The organism is Streptomyces sp. NPDC001492, from assembly GCF_053597275.1.
On record NZ_JBSFHW010000024.1, the window covers coordinates 62,314 to 81,356 of the forward strand.

Consider the following 19,043-nt stretch of genomic DNA (forward strand, 5'->3'; position numbering starts at 1 on the left):
AGTCGTGAGTCTTGTCAGGCTGGAACTAGGCGGTGGCGGTGGGTGGAGGGCCTGCCTCAGCCGAAGTCACTCGCCAGGGAGTTCATGGTCTGCGTGTTCGCGGCTTCGGTGCGCTGATACAGCAGTCCCGTGCCGCCACACTGGGTGGCGAGGCTGTCGCAGCCGGCCGCAAGCGCGGAGACCTGCGACGACCAGGTCTCCGTCAGGCCGGTGAGGGCTCCGCCCAGCCCGCCGTCCCAGTTGCCTGCGCCGAAGTCCTGGGATGTCGTACGCGTCTCGTCCACTGGATGAGCGCCAGCGGTTCGCGTCTGCCCTGCGATCTCGCGCGCGCCCGAGCTTGCACGATTGAGCGCTGCAGGGTCCTCGATTTCTGTCCCGGCTGACACGTCTTATCCCCCATGTCCTTTACGTTTCGCGTGGAGCGGAAGGTGGCCACATTTGACGCGAGCACGTCGGCAATGAATGAGTATAGCCCCGTCCGTGAGCGGGCATAGCTCTGGCTATTCACGGAGCTGAGCATGCTCTTTCAGCATTGCCTCTCCAGGGAGAGTAGGCCGGCGACGATGGGCGAAATAGTTCTAGTTGCCCGATGTTCGCCTTTGCGCAGTCTCCGTGGTCCAGGTTCTCTTCGCTCGGTTCTGTATGTATCGGACCCAAGCGGCTCAGCTGATCGACAAACCTCTCTCCGGGGGCCCCATAACTCGCCGAGAATCCTTCACACGATCGTCAGGAAACCTCGCACCGAACAAGGCAGAGCCGTCAGTACGGCCGCGCTCTATTCGCTCTCACCCGATCAAAGAAGGAACCTACTGGTCCTGATACGGGGGCTGTTGTGCGTAGGGATTCGGGTGCTGCGGAGGCTGTGCGGGAGGAGCGGGGTACCCGTGCCCCTGGTTGGGAGCTGGGGCGGAGTACGGCGGTTGGGCCGGGGGCATCGCTTGCTGGGGCGGGTAGCCCATGTTCTGCGGGTAAGGCCCGCCGACGGGGCCTCGCATCCCGGAGTTGCGGCGACTGCGGGTTACAGCGAAGACGACGGCTGCGATCACGGCTGCGAGGCCAACAACGCCGATGAGAAGGACGATGGCGCCCATTGGGGAGGTTCCATTCTTGTTCTCGGGATGGTTCGCTGCGCCGTCGTTGTTTGTGCCGTGGAGGACTGCAATAACCACAACCGCGCCGCCACTGGACGGTGAGCTACTCCTACTGCCCTTGATGCGGGGGCTGCTGGCTGTACGGGTTGGGGTGCTGAGGGGACTGTCCCGGAGAAGCCGGGTACCCCTGGTTGGGTGCCGCATTGGGGTACGGCTGCTGGCCAGACGGGTACGTGGGCTGCTGAGGGGCTCCACCGCCGGAGCCGGAGCCACCATTACCGCCGCCGCGGCGGCGGGCTACCGCGAAAATGATTGCACCGATGACCACGATGGCAGCGATGCCGCCAGCGATGACGAGGACATTATTGGAGGAGGACTTCTCTTTAGCCTGGGTCGGAGAATCCGTTCCCTTGGCAGCCTCAGTGGATGTGGAGTTCGATGAATCGAGTTGGCCGAGAGGGTTCGTCTTGGGGCCGGCGGGGATGTTCATCGTAAGCGCCGAGTAGGGACGGACGATGCCATAGCCATATTCTTCGTCGGGCGCTTTCAATCCCGCGTGATGGGCGAAGGTGGCCGATTTGATTAGACGGTTGATGACTTGGCCTGCGGTGAGATCGGGGTACTTGGCTCGGACCAAGGCGGCAGCACCAGACACAAAGGCTGTGGCATCTGAAGTACCGTCATTCCGGCCATACCCATTGGACTGTTCCGGGTCCGCACTGACAATGTCCACGCCAGGAGCTGTAAGTGCCAGTCCTTTTCCAGTATTCGAGTCTTCCCAGCGATTTGCTTTCTTGTCCACGGCACCGACCGAAACAACACCTGGAAGTGCGGCCGGCTCGCTTACAGAAGAAAACCCATCATTACCTGCACCTGCGACAACGACAACATCATGAGCTTGCGCGTACGCAATCGCTTCACGACCGGCGCTTAGCGTCTTACCACCGTCATTTGCGAAGGAGAGGTTGATTACCTTTGCACCCTGATCCACCGCATATCGAACTGCGGCACCCCATGTCTCGTCAAGGTTCCTATCGTTTTGCTTCCGAAGGGTGCGCAAGGGCAGAATCTTGGCCTTCGGCGCTAGTCCCATCACGCCGGAGGAGTTCCCCGCACCATGGCCGTGACCAGCGATAATACTCGCCATCGCTGTTCCGTGACCCAGGGTATCTTCTTGGGCATTCCCACCACCGGTGAAGTCCTTGCCCTCAAGGACCTGACCAGTCAGATCAGGATGGCTGGCGTCAACTCCGGAATCGACAACAGCGACTGTGACGCCCTGTCCCTGGGACTTAGCCCAAACGTCCTTCATTGAGAACACGTTCAAGGCCCACTGCTGATCCCTAACGTAGTCAGCTGAGGCAACTGGGGCCGCAGTAAGGAGCAAAGCTCCTGTCAACGCCACGACTCCCGTCGTAGACCAGACTCGCTTGAAACCCACTTCCTTGCTCCTCACTCAGCTACGACCCGTTCCGCCAGCCCTCATGCGGGCGAGCCGCACGCGGACTTCGTGCGGCTCGCCAGTGTGCCCTACTCGATCGTCCGGGGTACGTTCCGGTTGCGGTCTTCTTCCGAGATCCAGGTCTCCTCGTCCTCGACCAGGTAGTCGGGACGGTCGCCCTGGCTGTTCTCTTTCTTGGACTTTCGCCCCTTGCCTCCAGCCCCGGCTGCGCCTGCCTGCGTTCCGCCCCGGCTGCCGTGCAAGCCAGCACCGCCACCCGCGCCCTTGCCTGCCCCCTTGGCCGCACCAACCACACCGCCACGGGTTCTAGCGAGGGCCCCACGACCGCCGGCGCCGGCTCCGCCTCGTCCGGCCGCGCCGGCTCCGCCACCCATGCCGCCCATGCCGGCTCGGCCTCCGGCACCGCGGCCTGCCCCTGCGCCACCGGTCATGCCCCCGCGGCCACCCGCGAAGCCGATACCCCCGCCGAGGCCAGTCGTGCCGCCGGGAGCACCGACGCCGGAACCCGGGCCTCCGCTGACGCCGAAGTTGCCACTGCCGGCGCTGGGGACACCCGTATTAGGGCCAGGCCCAGCCCCCGTCATACCGGTGGAGATACTGTCCACATTCGTCCCGGTCGTCGGGAGACTTGTCTTCGTTGTTGGAAGCTGCGTGCCTCCCGTGATGCCGGGGTCGCGGGGAACCGTAGGGGCGGGCTTCACGCTGGTGGTCGGCCCTGCGCTCCAGGGCTTACTACCTGACCCCGAACCGCTGGGACGAGACGTACCAACCCCGGGAGTGACGACAGGCGGTGGATACTCCACATTCTGGGTGGGTTCCTTGACATGGCCCGGGGGCTCACCGTGGATTGGTTGGTTGTTTTGCAAGTTCCGCGTGATGCGCATGTATTGAGCGCCCAGATTCTCCATGACGGCAACACCGTTGAGCTGGGCTTCTCGGCTGGCGCCGATCTTGCCTTCATCTTTCTGTGCAATCTGAGCAGTGGTCAGCTTGCCATCACGGAGATCACCGGCTACCGATTCGCCGTTGTCCCAACTCCAGTCGGTAGCGGCGTCACCGATCTTGTCCATGGTGCTGGGTTCATGAATATCGTCCAGTTGCTGCTTATACGTACGCAGCTGGTGGCCGGCGTCGGCCATCTGGGTGCTGTTGAGGTCCGCGTGCCAAGCTGCGTTTCGGATGCTCTGCGCGATTTCGCGAGCCTTCTTCTCGAAACTCCTGGCTGCTTCACCTTCCCAGTGCTGCAGAACGTTGTCGACCGCCTTGTCGAGCAAGCCAGCAATTCCGCCGCTCTCGCCACCGGCGAGAATCTCGTTGACCTTGCCCCAGTGACGGCCGACCTCCTCGATCGCCCCAGGGTTGGTACCGTCAAGCATCTGCTTGAGCTCTTTGAGCGAGTGGTCGATGAATTGAGTCTTTGTCTGAGGACGTCCTGCAATACACGTCTCTTGCTCAATGACTGGTTTCGGCAGCCCTTGCTCACCGGACATTTTGAACGCTTCCCCTCTGTAGGTGATTCTCGATCGGTCTACTTGGCCCAATCACCGCTCGAGCCCCCGGAATTACCACCCATTTGCTGCTTGTTCGCGTACTCCTGCTCGGTGTACTTGTCTTTCACCTTGGAAGTGCTCGTACTGAACCTGTCAATGAGTCCGTGAAGTCCCCCAATGACTTTCTCAAGCTCATTCTTCGCGTCCTTGTGGGCAGCATGTAGATCCCCAGCCTCCAAGAACTGGCACGTGTTCCCGAACGCATCCATCGGGATCTCCGTGTTATAGCGCGACGTCTGCCCCGCCTTGTCCATATCGTCTAGCAACGTCCAGAGCTTCCGGATGACCTCATCCAGAGCGCTCAGATCAACCCGCATCCCGTCGCTCATACCCCGTTGTCCTCTCCCCTGTAACTCAAGTTGTCAGCACCGCTAGGTGCCCAAGTCATCGCCCGAGTTGGGCAGCCAGGCCAGAGGCCCCAGCTACCCAACCCGCCCAACACGACCATCCCTCCGACTCCGCCAGTCCCGCACAGCCACCCCACTCCCCGCAACCACCAACACAAGCGCAAGCCCCGCCCCCACCACATAAATGGCTGTCCGGCGCTCCCGCTCCGCCTCGCTCTCGCCCATGGTCACCGCCATGGGGACGACCCCGCCGGAGCCGGCCTTCACCGCTGGATCAGGTGTCGGCGTCGAGGCCGGTTTTGAGTCGTCCGACAACGCGGCCACCGGGTCGATCACGCCCCAGCCGATGTAGCGGTTGGGGCCGCGGCTCGGCCGTTGGGCCGTCTCCTCGATGCGGGTGGAGATCTGAGCCGCCGTCCAGCCCGGGTGCTTCTGCTTCAGCAGCGCCGCGACGCCCGCGACATACGGCGCTGCGAAGCTCGTGCCGTCGGCTGTGCACTGGCCTCCCTTGGGGACCGTCGAGACCATGTCGACGCCCGGTGCCGCGACGTCCACGAAGTCTCCCGACTGGGAGAAGTAGGCGCGTTCGTCGTTGCGGTCGGAGGCTGCCACCGCCAGGACGCCCGGGTACGACGCGGGGTAGGTGTTCGCGGACTTGCCGTCGGCTCCGTCGTTGCCGGCGGCCGCCACGATCAGGACGCCCCTCTTCACGGCCGCCGCCACGCTGTCCCGTAGTCCCTGGTTGTCCTGCTTGTCCGCGGTGTCCGAGGAGATGTTGATGATCTTCGCGCCCGAGACGGACGCGTCGTGGATCGCCTGGGCCATGGTCCTCGAGTTGCCCTGCTTGTTCTCTCCGCCCGTGTAGCGGAAGGACAGGATCTTGGCCTCCGGGGCTATGCCCTCGAAGCCCGTGCCGTCGATCGGGCGGGCGGCGATGATGCCCGCCACCCGGGTGCCGTGGCCCTCGATGTCCTTGTTCGCGGCGCCGCCGACGTAGGTCTTGCCGGCGCCGGCCATGGCCCCGCTGAGCTGTGGGTTCGAGCTGTCCACGCCCGTGTCGATCACCGCGACCGTCACGCCCTTGCCCGTCGCCTGCCCCCACAGCTGGTCCAGGAGGACCCGCTGGAGCGACCAGGGCGTGGACTTGATGACTGGGCCGTCGAAGACGCATTCCGAGCTCGCCGCCAGGCCGAACTTCGCCCCGCCGGAGGCAGGACCGTCGGATGCGAATGCCGGCGGCGCCGACACCACGCACAACCCGGTCACCGCAAGCACGCCGAAAACCCGCTGCAGTGCGCGGGTTCCACTGTTGCGGTCCTTGCGGCTACGCGAACGGGCTCTGCGGCCCTCCACGTTCAGGCCCCTCATGTCCAGGCCCCCAGGGCTTCCTCGACGTACCGGTGACGGATGTACCGGTGACGGACGTACCAATAAACGGATGTGAAGATTTGCGGGATTTGCTGTGTGCGACCCTGAAGCAGAGCTCGGCCCAGTCGACACCGTGGCGTCGGCTGGGCCGATTCTCTTCATCTCAGGTCCCTCGGATCCCTCAGGCGCCTCGGGTCGCCGACTGGCTCAGCCCCAGGAAGAGGCGTTGCTCTTCTCAGTGGCCTGGTAGCTCTCGGCCGCGCTCTGCAGCGCCGTGGAGATCTTCAGCAGCGTGTTGTGCAGGTCCTGAGCGGTCTTGTCCCACTCGGTCTGCTTGCGCTGGTAGCCCTCCTGCGCCTCGCCTTCCCAGGTGGCGGCGACGCGCTTGACCGCGGCCTCGAGGTCGTCGAGCTGCTGCTTGATGCGCCCGGCGGTCGTACGCACGTCCGTGGAGGCGTTGGTGATGGTTGCGTAATTGACGAGGATCGACATCGTCATTCCCTTTCAGGAAGAATCGTTTGGGAAGTCGTTCGGGATCGATCAGGATCAGTGGACCCAGTGGGCTCAATGGGCCCAGTGGATCGGTCGGAGCCGGATACGGCTCAGCCGAAGTCCGACATGATCTTGCTGATCTCGGAGTTCTGCTGCTCTTCCGACGCGGAGTAGTTGCTCCGCGTGGAGTCCACGGCTTCCTTGATGTCGTTGAGGATGTCGCTCATCTTCTTCGCATCCTGGTTCCAGCGCTCCTGCAGCTGGTGGTAGGACGTGGCCGCCTGGCCCTTCCAGCCGCCGGCGATCTGCTCGATGACACCGTTCAGACGGCGGATCTCGCCCTGCAGCTGGCCGTTGGCGGTGCTGATGTCGCCGGAGAGCTTGGTGAGTTCGTCCTCTGTTACCCGGAACTGGCCGGCCATGATGACCTTCCCCCATGTCGTCGTTCATGTTGTCTGATCCGGGAAACCTACTTGGTGCCCGGAGACTTCGCACCGTTGAGCGCTGCAAACACTCTATCGTCAGCCTGTCTCACATCCACAGGCAAGACCAATCAGTTACACGGCTCACACACTTGAGCGATCATCTTGTGATCAACAGGCCCGGCACGCTCAAGTGCCCGGACTTGTCCGCCCGTTGGCGGGCGACCGGCGTCAATCGCCGGCCGGCCCACCGGGGTTCCACGATCACTGGCTCTGTTCCTGCGAGGCGCTGCCCGTGTCCAGCGTCGGGCCCTTGGGGATGAACTCCGCCCAAGTCTGCGGAACCAGCGCGGGGTTGGTGATGTCCTCGTAGCCCAGGCGTGTACGGGCCTTGTCCGTCTCGCTCGCGTTCTGCGACGACCCGGTCGAGGCGGACGAGCCGGCGCCGCTGCCCTTCGCCGCGCTGTCGTTGTTCGACGGCAGCGAGTAGCGCAGACCCGTGTCCGTCAGCAGGTACTGCGCGCCGCCGCCGCCCGCGACACCCGTGAGCTCCTTGAAGAGAAGGCCCGAGCCGGAGGAGACGTAGGCGCTCACCGAACCGGAGACGACCTTCTTCGGGTACGCCGTTCCGGCCCAGGCGGCCAGATGCGGCTTCTTGTCGGCGCCGAAGGTGCCGTCGTAGACGCTGCACGAGGTGGTGCGGGCCTGGCCGGTCGCCGTGGACGCGGGGTTGGCCTGGTGCGGGACGTCCGCCGGCCAGCCCTTGTCCCCGTAGAACTTCTCCGGAGCGCCGCCGTTGGCCGCGATGATGACGTTCTGGGGGACCTTGGCGGCCGTGGCCGCCTGGGCCTGGGGCGACTGCTTGAGCAGCTCCGCGACGAACGGGGTGACGGAGGCGACCTTGTCCTGGAGGACCACGTAGTACTGCTTGCCCTGCGCGTCCTCCGACTCCAGTACCTGGCCCACCGTGGTCGCCCCGGTGGGCAGGCCCTTGGCCGTGGTCGTCCGGCCCGCGCCCGGGACGGTCGGGAAGGTGATGGCCCCGCCGTCGTTGAAGGTGGCCAGCCACTCCTGGCTCACCGGCTGCGGCTCGGCGGACTGGCCGATGACGGCCGCGAGCAGCTGCGCCATGGTCGTCTGGTTGAGCCCCGGTCCACCGAGCAGGAAACGGTTCCCCGCCCGGTCGATCAGATAGCGCGCACCGGTCTTGCTGTCCTTGACGTACAGCGCCTCACCGGCGTCGACCTTGCCGGAGTTGTCCAGCGTCTTGGCGTCGTCGGCATTGAGGACGAAGACGGCGCGGTCGATGGAGTCGGCCGAGCCTCCCGGCGCCGGGCGCTCGCACACCGCCCACGTCTTCGCCTTCTCCGCGTCGTCCTTGGAGGGCAGGCGGTCGGGGGCGTACGGGATGCCGATGGTCGCGCCGTGCGGGAGGTCGCTCTTGTCGATCTCGCTGCCGGAGACCTCCAGGACGCTGCCCTTGCCCTTGTCGAGGAGGAGCTTGGCGGAGGCGTAGTTGAGCACCGGGTGCAGCGTCGCGACCTTCTTGCCGTTCGACGTCTTGTCGTTGATGACGACGTAACGGGTCGTGGAGTCGCTGTCGACGATGATGTACTCGCCGGGCTTGTCCCAGCCCGCCGGTGCGGCCGGCTTGATCACGCCGTAGGCGATGAAGCCGATCACCAGGACGACGCCGAGCGCCAGGCTGGGCGTCACCGTGCGCATGGGACGCGGTGCGCCTTCCTCCGAGCCGCCCGGCGACGGTGCCAGGAACGCCGCGACGGTGCGCTTGCGAGCGAAGTTGTAGGCGGCGAGCTCGTCCTGACGCTTTGCCATGGTCCCCGTTTCTCCCGTTTTGTACTGCTCGATCGTGACTGTGCTGCCCGATACCGCTCGATCGTGCCTGTGCCGCCGGATCGCGTTCGCAAGGCAGCTTCGGCCGCGCAGGCACCTGCTCGGCCGCGCAGGCACCTACTATGCCCTGCGCCACCGGACGCCGGTTCACCAGGTGTTGGGGCCGCCCCCGCATCTTCACAGAGCTTCACCACAGCGCTTCACCATGCGGGCCCGGCCCGTGAAAGGCTGGCCACCTGTGGTTTCGGTGTCCCGTGTGTCGCCTCATGTGTCGCAGCGGGTACCGTGAGCCGCCCACACGGATGTTGTGAGCCCAGTCATGGCCCAGCTTCATGGACCAGTGATGGCCCGGTGAGCGGCCACATAGTTCTCGAAAGGGATGTCCCGGGGGATGAGCAGCGCTACGAGCACTCGGCGCGGTCGCCGCGCACAGCAGCAACAGGGAGGGCCCGGCGACAGACGTCGCTCCCCGGCCGCTCCTGCCGCCCCCGCCGCCGCGTCGCCGCGCACGCTGCCCCGCCCCGGCGGTCTGGGCCCGGTCCGGTTGCAGCAGCTCATCCTGGTGGAACTCGCGGCCGCGGTGATGCTGGCCGCCTGGGCCGCCGACACGTCCTGGCTGCTGGCGCCGGCCGGCGCCGTGGCGGTGCTGCTGCTTCTGCTGGCGGTGCTGCGCCGTGGCCGCCGTCCGCTGCCCGAGTGGTACGAGACGACGCGCGCGATGCGGCAGCGCCAACGCGACGCCAAGCTGCCCGTCCCGCCCGGGACCGACGCGATGCTGGCGCCGGTCGTGGAATGCGACCCGGCCCTGCGGACGTACAACTTCGTGTCGCGTGACAACCGGGCGATCGGCATGATCGGCGACGGGACCTTCCTGACCGCCGTCCTCTTCGTGCAGCCGGCCGACGAGCCGCTGCGGCCCGCCGCGGCCCACCGGCAGCTGCCGCTGCGGCTGATCCAGGACGCCCTGGAGGTCGACGGCATCAGGCTCGCCTCCGCGCAGGTCGTGCAGCACACCCAGCCGGCGCCCGCGCCGCATCTGCCCGCGCAGTCGCTCGCCGCGCGCTCGTACGGCCCCCTGCAGGCGCAGGTCGGTTCGCCCGCGCTGCGGCTGACCTGGGTCGCCCTCAAGCTGGACCCGGAGCTGTGCCCGGAGGCGGTGCAGGCGCGCGGGGACGGTGTTCCCGGGGCGCAGAAGGCGCTGCTGCGGGTGGCGGACCAGCTGTCCAGCAGGCTGGCCGGCGCCGGTTTCAAGGCGACCATCCTGGACGAGAACGAGCTGGTGCAGGCGCTGGCGACGTCCAGCTGCCTGAACCCGCGCGCCAACGCGCAGCACGGCCAGGAGGGACGGGCGCCCCAGCGCCGTACCGTCGAGGCGGTCAAGTCCTGGCGGGTCGACGACCGGTACCACGCGACGTACTGGGTCTCCCGCTGGCCGCAGTTGGGCAACGGCGGTGTGGCGCTGCCCGAGCTGGTCACGCGGCTCACCTCGCTGCCGGTGCTCGCCACGACGTTCAGCATGACCCTGAGCAAGGCCGGCAACAGGGGTGTCTCGCTCACCGGGCACATCCGGGTCACCGCCCGCGGTGACAGCGAACTCGGCCAGGTGGGAAGGGAGTTGGAACGGGCTGCCGGTGCCGCGAAGGCCGGTCTGGTCCGTCTCGACCGGGAACAGGTCCCCGGAGCCCTCGCCACCCTGCCGCTCGGAGGTACCTACTGATGTCCTACCCCCCGCAGACCATGCCACCGGGACAGCAGGGCAACACCCCCGGCCGTACGACGCCGGCCCACGTCGCCTCGCCGACCGACACCGGCATGATCCCGATCATCCGGCAGCCGGAGACCCCGCAGCAGCAACGGCGCATCGCCAGCCCGGGGTTCGGGCTGCGCGGGCCGCGCCGCAACCGGCATGTCGTCACCGCCGACGAACTCGCGGCGATCAGCATGCCCATCGGTGACGACGGTGTACTCATCGGCACCGACCCGGATGCGCAGCCCGCGGTGCTGGGCCTGTCCCGGCCGACCGCCTTCGACGTCGTCCTCGTGGGTGGTCTGTGGCTCGCCCAGGTGCTGGCGCTGCGCGCCGCCGCGACGGGCGCGCGCGTGGGCGTCGAGACCGGACGTCCGCAGGTCTGGCAGCAGTTGGCGCAGGCGGCGGGCGGCGGCCAGCAGTGTGTGACGGTCTATCCGGTGGGCCGGGTGCCCGCGCAGGGGCCGTCGGTGTCGAGTCCGGTGGTGCTGATCCGGGACTGCGGTGTGCGTCCGCCGCGTGGGCGGGTGACCTCGGTGCCGTGGCAGGCCGTGGTCACGGTCCTGCCGTACGTCAGCGAACACGCGCCGCGGTGGCTGGCCCAGGCGCAGCTGGTCGGCATCCAGCAGATCTCGCCGCAGGAGATCGAGGTCGTACGCGACACCCTGGGTGTCCCGAACGAGCATCTGCAGCACCTGCCGGCGCTGCACGAAGCCGCTGCCCTGTGGTGCACCCGCAAGCACCACAAGTTCGTGATGACCGAACCCACCGATGCGGAGACGGGCCTGCTCGGCGTGGCCCGACGGATGGACTGACGCGTCGTCGTCACCGGGGGAAGGGTGCGAACGGCGCGAACCGGGCGCACCCGTGAGGCTGTTGGGTTCGCACCATGGGGGCTTTTCCGTCCCGCCATGCGAGTGATTAGGCTTCTGGTGGTGCGGTGACGATCGCAGTCGCGTGGGACTCGCCACTCGGTCCGCCCGACCGCGACGACGACCAGCTCAGCAGCAGTGGCTGACCAGGAGGCAAGCAGTGAACAGGGATCGGTCCGAGTACAACGGCGGCAGCCCTTCCTCGGACGGGGACGATCACGAGGTGGATCTCACCGGCGAGTTCGAGATCGTCTACGAGCCGCCCGCCTGGTACGCCCAAAGCACGCAGGGTGGCTCCCCGTCCGGCGGCCAGCAGGACGGCGGGCGGCAATCGCCGCCGCCCCCGAGCGGGCCGCCCATCGGAGCACCCACGGGGCCCCCGGGCGTCACACCGCAGCGTCCCGCGCCACCCGCCCCCGCACCGGCACAGCCGCCCGCCCAGGCCGCACCACAGCAGCCCGCACCCCCGTCGCAGCCCGCGCAGCCCGCTCCGGCGCAGGGCACGGGCGGCTACGGATTCCCGCCGCAGCAGTCCGCGCCGGGCGCCGCCCCCGCGGCGACGCCCGGCGGGTACGGCTACCCGCAGCAGCCGGGGGCCGGCGCACCGCCGCAGTCCGGCCAGGACACGTCGGGCGGTTTCGCCGCGCCCCCACAGCAGCCGGCCGCCGCGCCCCAGCAGCCGACGCCGCCCGCCGCACCCCAGCAGCCGGCGCCTGCCGCGCCCTCGGCCGCCGCGCCCGGTTTCCCCGTGCTGCACCCGGTCGACGAGGACGCCCGGGCCGCCGCCCCGGCGGCGGCCCCCGAGCAGCCGGAGCCCGAGCTCAACCACGCGGCCGCCGACGCCGAGGCCGCGCGCCTGTTCGGCGATGGCGACGACGACGTCGAGCCGGAGGCGCCGCACGGCGACGAGCCGGAGCCGGGCGACCCCGCCGCGACCGCTGCCGGTGCCGGCGAGTCGGCGCCCGAGACGGACTCCCCCGCGCCGGCCACGGCGGAAGCAGAGCCGGAGGCCGAGGCGGAGGCAGCACCCACCGCTCCCCCGCCCGTCGCCCAGCCGCAGCCACAGCCACAGCCCACCGCGCAGGCCCCGACCCCGCCCCAGGCCGCCCCGGGACTTCCCCCGCTGCCGCAGGGGTTCGCACCCGCACATCCCGGCCAGGCAGTGCCGCAGCCGGACCCGCAGGCCGCGGCCGGTTACGGCTACCCCCAGGCGCCCGGGCAGCCCCCTGCCCAGCCGCAGCCGGGGCAGCCGGCCCACCAGGCACCGCCGCAGGGCACGTTCGGCCCGGCCCAGCCACAGCCCGGTTACCCGGCGCAGGGCGGACAGCCCGCACCGGCCGACCCGCGCCAGGCCGGCCAGCCGCAGCCGCAGGCCGCCGGATACGGCTACCCGCAGCAGCCGCCCCAGGCCGCCCAGCCGCCGCAGCAGCCCGCACCGCCGCAGCCCCAGCCGGGGCAGCCGCAGCCTGCCGGTTACGGCTACCCGCCGCAGCCCGAGCAGGCCGGTTACGGCTACCCGCCCCAGCAGCCGGGCTACGGCTATCCGCAGCAGCCGGCACCACAGCAGCAGCCTCCGCAGCAGGCCCCGCAGCCGCAGCCGCCCCAGCAGCAGCAACCCGGTGCGTACGGCAACCAGGGCTGGACCGCCCCGCCCGGCCCGCAGGCCGGACCCGGTGCGCCCCCGCAGCAGCAGGCCGCGCCGGGGACCCCGCTCGGCTACAACGCGGCCGTGGAGCTCTCCTCCGACCGGCTGCTGCGCAACCAGCCGAAGGCCCGCAAGAACAACCAGGCCCCGTCCCGGTTCAAGCTCGGCGCCAAGAAGGAGCAGGCCGAGCGGGAGCGGAAGCTGGGTCTGATCCGTACGCCGGTGATGTCCTGCTACCGGATCGCGGTGATCAGCCTCAAGGGCGGCGTCGGCAAGACCACGACGACCATGTCGCTCGGCGCCACGCTCGCCACCGAGCGCCAGGACAAGATCCTGGCGATCGACGCCAACCCGGACGCCGGCACGCTCGGCCGACGGGTCCGGCGCGAGACGGGCGCGACCATCCGCGACCTCGTCCAGGCGATCCCGCAGCTGCACAGCTACATGGACATCCGCCGCTTCACCTCGCAGGCGCCCTCGGGCCTGGAGATCATCGCCAACGACGTGGACCCGGCGGTCTCCACCACCTTCAACGACCAGGACTACCGCAGTGCGCTCGATGTGCTGGGCCGGCAGTACCCGATCATCCTCACCGACTCGGGTACCGGTCTGCTCTACAGCGCGATGCGCGGAGTCCTCGACCTCGCGGACCAGTTGATCATCATCTCCACCCCCTCGGTGGACGGTGCGAGCAGCGCCTCGACCACGCTCGACTGGCTGTCGGCGAACGGCTTCGCCGATCTCGTGCAGCGGTCGGTCACCGTGATCTCCGGTGTCCGCGAGACGGGCAAGATGATCAAGGTGGAGGACATCGTCGCGCACTTCGAGACCCGCTGCCGCGGGGTCGTCGTGATCCCGTTCGACGAGCATCTCGCGGCGGGCGCCGAGGTGGACCTCGAGATGATGCGGCCCAAGACGCGTGAGGCCTACTTCGATCTCGCGGCCCTCATCGCCGAGGACTTCGCCCGCACCCAGCAGGGCTTCGGCAACCCGAACATGCAGTACCCGCAGCAGCCCCAGCAGGGGTACGCGCCCCCGCCACAGGACCCCCAGCAGCAGCTCTACGGCCAGGGCGGCGCCCCGCAGCCGGGGCAGGGCTGGGGGCAGCCCCCGCAGCAGCCGGCTCCGGGCCAGGGCTGGCAGCAGCCGCCGCCCCAGGACCCGCAGCAGGGCCAGCCGCCGCAGCAGGGCGCCATCCCGCCCGGCTGGACACAGCAGCAGTAGCGGTACGGCAACGCCGAAGGGCGGCCGGTGCTCTCAGGCACCGGCCGCCCTTCGGCGTCGTAGGAAAAGCTGCGGGTACGGCTATTCGGCGGCCGTCACCAGTTCGCGGCACCGCTTCACGTCCTCGGCCATCTGCTCCAGCAGGGCCTCCAGGGAGTCGAACCTCGCCTGACCGCGGACGTAGGCCAGGAAGTCGACGGCCACGTGCAGGCCGTACAGGTCGAGGCCCACGCGGTCGATGGCGTACGCCTCCACCGTGCGCTCGGTCCCGTCGAACTGCGGGTTCGTGCCGACGGAGATCGCGGCCGGCATCGCCTCGCCCTGGACGTGCAGCCAGCCGGCGTAGACGCCGTCCGCCGGGATCGCGGTGTGCGGCAGGGTCTCGACGTTGGCGGTCGGAAAGCCCAGCTCACGGCCCCGCTGAGCGCCCCGTACGACGACGCCCTCGACGCGGTGCGGACGGCCCAGGATCTCGGCGGCGCCCTCGACGTCCCCCTCGGCGACCAGGCGCCGGGTCAGGGTGGAGGAGAACGGCTCGCCGCCGCCCGCCTCCCCGCGCACATACAGATCGACGACCTCGACCTCGAAGTCGTAGACCTTGCCCTGCTCGGCGAGGAACTCGACGTTGCCCGCGGCCTTGTGCCCGAAGCGGAAGTTCGGGCCCTCGACGACCGCCTTGGCGTGCAGCTTGTCGACCAGGACCTTCACGACGAAGTCGGCCGGCGACAGCTTCGAGAACTCGGTGGTGAAGGGAAGGATCAGGACCGCGTCCACGCCGAGGTCCGCCATCAGCTCGGCGCGGCGGTGGTGCGGGGCCAGCAGCGGCGGGTGGCTGCCGGGGCGGACGACCTCGCTGGGGTGCGGGTCGAAGGTGACGACGACGGACGGGATGCCCAGTTCGCGCGCGCGGTCCACGGCATGCCGGATGATCAGCTGGTGACCGCGGTGGACTCCGTCGTAGGAGCCGATGGTGACGACGCTGCGCCCCCAGTCCTCGGGGATGTCCTCCAAGCCACGCCAGCGCTGCACTGTGACCGCTCCTCGAACCCGTGTCCGTGTCTACCGACCTCTTACGCAGGTCTAAGGGTGCCATGCCCGGTCCGAACGGCCCGCATCGGCATGGGGGCTGTGACCCGACGCACGCCAGGCGCTCCGCGGGTAGTGCCGCTGTATGCCGTTGTATGCCGTCGTTCGACTGCGGCGCCGTCGGGGCTGGTCGCGCAGTTCCCCGCGCCCCTCAAGGGGCGCTACCGAACCGCAGCAGATCGCCCCGCCTGCTTGGTGTGCTGCTCAGACCGGCACGCGGGCGCCCGCCAGGTTTTCGATCATGCGGCGGGCGCCGGGGCCCACCACCGCCGACCAGGCCTGCGGGGCCTCGGTGAGCCAGCCGGACATACGGGCGGCGAAGCCGGGGACCTGCCGGCCGAGGTCGACCAGGGTGCGGTCGAAACGGCTCGCGCCGTCCGGGGTGCGGACGAGCAGCAGGCCGGTGCGGTGCACGAGCTCGCGCAGGTCGTCGCCGCCGCGCGGCGCCGCGGTGTGCAGCAGGGCGTCCAGGACGGCGGGGTGCTGTTCGTGGGTCAGGAGGAAGTCGAGGAGTTCGCGGCGCAGCAGGCGGGAGGCGGGGGTGCCGGGAGCGGCGAGTACGGCGGCGAGCGCGGCCCGCACCTCCTCGGGGCCGCCGTCGAGCAGACCCGTGACCAGGGGGAAGAGCACGGCGCGTGCCTCCGGTCCCTGGTCGAGCCTCCGGTCGACGTACGCGGCCACGTCGACGGCGGTCTCCGGGCGCCGCTCCACCGCCTCCCGCACCAGCGTGGCGACCCTGCGGGCCAGTGGGGGCGTGGTGACGTCGGCGAGTGTGCGCAGTGCCTGACCGGTGTCCGGCCCGCGCAGACGCTCACGGAAGGCGTCCAGGACCGGTTCCGGGTGCGTGGTCAGGGCGGCGACCAGGGCGCTCGGCGGGACGTGCGGGTCGCCGGCCGCGAACTGGCGCAGCGCCTGCGGCAGATGGCGGGCACGCGTGCGTGGATCGCGCACGAGGAGCGCGAGCGCGCCGCCGTGCAAGGTGCAGTCGGCGGGGCGGGCGAGGAGGGCGAGGGCGGCATAGCGGAGGAGTTCGCGGTCGGCGTCGGTACGGACGTGGGGGGCGGCGCGCAGGCCGTACGCCACCGCCGCCACCCGCCGCGCGGGCCGCTCGTCGTGCGCCCACCGGTCGACGGCCCGGCAGATGGTGGACGGCTCGTCCTCGGCGAGCACGGCGAGCAACTCGTCCGCCCTCGGGTGCGCACTCTCGACCAGCACCTCGGTCAGGTCGTCCAGAGCGAGGTGCCGGTGGGTGTGCAGCAGTGCCTGCGCCGCCTTGGCCACGGTCGCGTGCGGGGTTGCGGGGAGCGGGCGGTCGTCGTCGAACCAGCGGGTGAGGAGGGGTTGTACGGCGGCGGGGTCGGCGGCGAGCAGCCGGGAGACGGCGTCCAGGAAGCGGGGGCCGGTGTCCTGCGGCGGGCCGTCGGCGAGGAGCAGATGGCGCAGCAGGTCGAGGCGTTCGGTCTGCGGGAGCGGCAGGGCGGTCCAGAAGCCGGGAGCGAAAGGGGCCGTGGCGGTGGGGGCGGGACGGGAATCGTCGTTGGTCTCCCGGGAGTTCGGACAGCTCTGCCGGCGTGCTGTCACGAGCCGGTCGGCGAGCCGCCGCAGGACCGCCAGGTACGGGGTGGCGTCCGGTACCCGCAGCAGGGTTTCGGTGAGGAGGCGTGCGGGCCACCAGGAGTCCGGGTCCGCATCCAGGACGTTGGCCAACTCCTCCATTCTTACCGCGAGTTGAGCGGTTCCCTCCTGGCGGGCGAGGAGCAGCAGGGCCTCTACGACGGGGCCGATGCGGTGGTGCGGTACGGGAAGGGCGCGGGTGCCGCCGTCGGGGGTACGGCCGTGGTGGACCAGGGTGCGCAGGGCCTCGTCGAGGTCGAGGTGCATGCCCTGGAGCCAGTCGGCGAGTTCCTCGTGGGCGAAGCGGTAGCCGCTGCCGGCGGGGACGAGCAGGCCCTCGGTGAGGACCGCGGACGCCCAGCCGGTGCCGCCGCCCAGTCTCGCGGGGGCCCCTCCCCAGGGGAACACCGCCTCGAACGTCTTCCGGTCCAGCTCGCCGTGCCCGGGGCCGAGGCTGCGGCGGGCGGCCTCGTGGACCTGGCCGGAGACCTTTGCGGCGAGACGGCGTACGGCCGTGCCGCGCAGGCCGTTCTCGGCGGCCAGTCTGACGGCGATGCGCAGGCACATCAGGTCGAGGTGGGCCGCGAGGACGTCGTTGCGGTCCACGCGGGCGGTGGGGGCGTCCTGGAGGGCCGCGTGGACCTCCGAGAGGAGGCGGAGGGTGAGGGGGTGGCGGGCGTCGGGGGCTTCGAGGGTGCCCTCGGGGATGCGGTAGCGCGCGCGGGCTCTGCGGGCCTCGTCCTCCGTGAGGTCGCCGAGGCGTACGCAGGGGAGGTCGCCCCCGCCGTCGCTACCCGTCCCGTCCCTGGGGGCTGCCGCCCCCGGATCCCCGCTTTGAGCCTGAACGGCCTCGTCCTCAGACGCCGGCCGGGCTGGAATGTGCGGACCGGCGCCACAAAGCGTGCCGGCAGCGACCGAAAAGGCCTCCCAGTACTCCGCCCTGCACGCCACCACGAGTTTCGTCCCCGTCTCCCGCAGCCATTGCGCCGTCCCCTCGGTCCACTCCCGTAGGCGGTGGGTCAGGGCGGGCGGCATTTCTTCGGGGCCGTCCAGGAGGAGGAGCAGGGGGCGGTCTGCCGCGCGGGCGGCCTGGGCCAGGCGGTTCGGGCCGGTGTCGCCCAGGGCGGCCGCACAGGTGGACCTCGCCGCCGCGACGATGCGGGCGGCGCGGGCCAGCGCCCGGGCGGCCGCGTCCTCGACCGAGGTGTCGTCCTCCTTCAGGTCGGCGCCGCGCAGCCACAGCGTGGGGGCCGGTTCGGGGCCGCGATTGCGGCGGGCGGCGAGGGACGCGAGTTCCGTCGTACGACCGCTGCCCGGTGGCCCGACGAGACCGAGGACGGTGGCCGGGCCCCGCGCGAACGCGGCCAACTCCCTTGCCGTCCCGGCCCGTTCGACCGGCTCGACGCCCTTCCGGCCGACCTGGCCCTCCAGCGTCCCCGGCGGGCCGTCCTGCCCCACCGACGTCGCCGTCAGCTCCAGTACACCGGCCAGGTTGAGGTCGGCTCCGTACGCGGGCACGGTCTCCGCGTTCCGGGCGAGCAGGGCGGCGAGCGGGCCGCTCGGTGCGGGACGCAGCGGGACCGCGAAGCCGACGTCGCGGTTGCCGGACTGCAGTGCGGTGCCCAGGACGGCGACCACGGCGCCGGTCTCGGCGTCCAGGACCGGTCCGCCGGCCGCTCCGCCGCCCAGCCGCAGGGCGTCCCGGCCGGTCGTGCCGATCGCCAACTCCAGGGCCTCGTCGAGGAGATGGAAGCGGTCCGTCGCCGCGTACGTCACGGAGGTCGCGCCGAGCACACGAGCCTCGCGCCAGCAGCCGGCGGCGAGGCGGACGTATCTGCCGGTCTCGACCCGGTCCCGGACCGTGACCGGCAGCGGGTCGACGCCGAGGCCCTCGGTGCGTACGAGGGCCAGGTCCAGGCCGGGCAGCGGGGTCACCGCGTCCGCGGTCACCACGCAGGTGCGGTCGTCGGCGGTGTGCAGGACGAGCCTGGGCAGGCCGTCGACGGCCTCATGGCTGGTGATGACGGTGCCGTGGTGGTCGGCGACGAAGCCGGTGCCGCGGGGGCGGCCGGCGAGATCGTGGACGCGGACCAGGGCGGCGTCGCGGGCGACCTGTCCCCCGTCAGGGGTGTGTCCGGTTCGCGTGTCCTCCGCCGACCGGTGTCCGCCCCCGGTCCGCGGGCCCCGTCCCGCCATGTTCGCGCCTCCCCGCCGTACATCTGTGCCCTCGGTTCGACGTTAGGGCCGCGATGATCAGCGGGACAGATCA

General features: G+C 70.0%; 13 protein-coding genes. 3 read left to right on the forward strand and 10 right to left on the reverse strand.

Annotated elements, in window-relative coordinates; genetic code table 11:
* Nucleotides 1-56: 56 nt before the first annotated feature.
* From ACWC1K_RS28575 to eccB, 8 genes are all read right to left on the reverse strand, one after another.
* Nucleotides 57-284, reverse strand: coding sequence for a hypothetical protein (locus ACWC1K_RS28575; protein ID WP_450835493.1), 228 nt, complete (start codon nucleotides 282-284; stop codon nucleotides 57-59).
* A 916-nt stretch (nucleotides 285-1,200) separates the two neighbouring features.
* Complete coding sequence (gene mycP, locus ACWC1K_RS28580) at nucleotides 1,201-2,403, reverse strand: type VII secretion-associated serine protease mycosin (protein ID WP_450835495.1); 1,203 nt, start codon at nucleotides 2,401-2,403, stop codon at nucleotides 1,201-1,203.
* Between the two features lie 218 nt (nucleotides 2,404-2,621).
* Nucleotides 2,622-4,043, reverse strand: coding sequence for a WXG100 family type VII secretion target (locus ACWC1K_RS28585; RefSeq protein WP_450835497.1), 1,422 nt, complete (start codon nucleotides 4,041-4,043; stop codon nucleotides 2,622-2,624).
* A 38-nt stretch (nucleotides 4,044-4,081) separates the two neighbouring features.
* Nucleotides 4,082-4,432: a hypothetical protein gene (locus tag ACWC1K_RS28590; RefSeq protein WP_450835499.1), complete on the reverse strand. Its 351-nt coding sequence runs from the start codon at nucleotides 4,430-4,432 to the stop codon at nucleotides 4,082-4,084.
* Nucleotides 4,433-4,525: 93 nt separating this feature from the next.
* Complete coding sequence (gene mycP, locus ACWC1K_RS28595) at nucleotides 4,526-5,818, reverse strand: type VII secretion-associated serine protease mycosin (RefSeq protein WP_450835501.1); 1,293 nt, start codon at nucleotides 5,816-5,818, stop codon at nucleotides 4,526-4,528.
* Between the two features lie 207 nt (nucleotides 5,819-6,025).
* Nucleotides 6,026-6,316, reverse strand: a complete 291-nt coding sequence (locus ACWC1K_RS28600) for a WXG100 family type VII secretion target (protein ID WP_450835503.1) — start codon at nucleotides 6,314-6,316, stop codon at nucleotides 6,026-6,028.
* A 104-nt stretch (nucleotides 6,317-6,420) separates the two neighbouring features.
* A complete protein-coding gene (locus tag ACWC1K_RS28605) occupies nucleotides 6,421-6,732 on the reverse strand; it encodes a WXG100 family type VII secretion target (RefSeq protein ID WP_030944974.1) in 312 nt (103 codons plus the stop codon).
* A 264-nt stretch (nucleotides 6,733-6,996) separates the two neighbouring features.
* On the reverse strand, nucleotides 6,997-8,568 hold the full coding sequence (gene eccB / locus ACWC1K_RS28610; RefSeq protein ID WP_450835505.1) for a type VII secretion protein EccB: 1,572 nt from the start codon (nucleotides 8,566-8,568) through the stop codon (nucleotides 6,997-6,999).
* A 409-nt stretch (nucleotides 8,569-8,977) separates the two neighbouring features.
* Here eccB and eccE point away from each other — a divergent pair, with 409 nt between their 5' ends.
* The 3 genes from eccE to ACWC1K_RS28625 all read left to right on the forward strand — a co-directional run bounded on the left by eccE (nucleotide 8,978) and on the right by ACWC1K_RS28625 (nucleotide 14,074).
* Complete coding sequence (eccE, locus tag ACWC1K_RS28615) at nucleotides 8,978-10,303, forward strand: type VII secretion protein EccE (protein WP_450835507.1); 1,326 nt, start codon at nucleotides 8,978-8,980, stop codon at nucleotides 10,301-10,303.
* Nucleotides 10,303-11,148, forward strand: coding sequence for a hypothetical protein (locus ACWC1K_RS28620; RefSeq protein ID WP_450835509.1), 846 nt, complete (start codon nucleotides 10,303-10,305; stop codon nucleotides 11,146-11,148). The genes eccE and ACWC1K_RS28620 overlap by 1 nt, the downstream gene beginning before the upstream one ends.
* Before the next feature lie 217 nt (nucleotides 11,149-11,365).
* Nucleotides 11,366-14,074 (forward strand): SCO5717 family growth-regulating ATPase, encoded by a 2,709-nt coding sequence (locus ACWC1K_RS28625; protein ID WP_450835510.1) that lies wholly within the window; start codon nucleotides 11,366-11,368, stop codon nucleotides 14,072-14,074.
* Between the two features lie 81 nt (nucleotides 14,075-14,155).
* Here the strand turns inward: ACWC1K_RS28625 and ACWC1K_RS28630 are convergent, their stop codons facing one another.
* Together ACWC1K_RS28630 and ACWC1K_RS28635 are read right to left on the reverse strand one after the other, a co-directional pair.
* Nucleotides 14,156-15,103, reverse strand: a complete 948-nt coding sequence (locus ACWC1K_RS28630; RefSeq protein WP_450835512.1) for a bifunctional riboflavin kinase/FAD synthetase — start codon at nucleotides 15,101-15,103, stop codon at nucleotides 14,156-14,158.
* A 261-nt stretch (nucleotides 15,104-15,364) separates the two neighbouring features.
* Nucleotides 15,365-18,970: a trypsin-like peptidase domain-containing protein gene (locus ACWC1K_RS28635; RefSeq protein WP_450835514.1), complete on the reverse strand. Its 3,606-nt coding sequence runs from the start codon at nucleotides 18,968-18,970 to the stop codon at nucleotides 15,365-15,367.
* Between the last annotated feature and the right edge of the window lie 73 nt (nucleotides 18,971-19,043).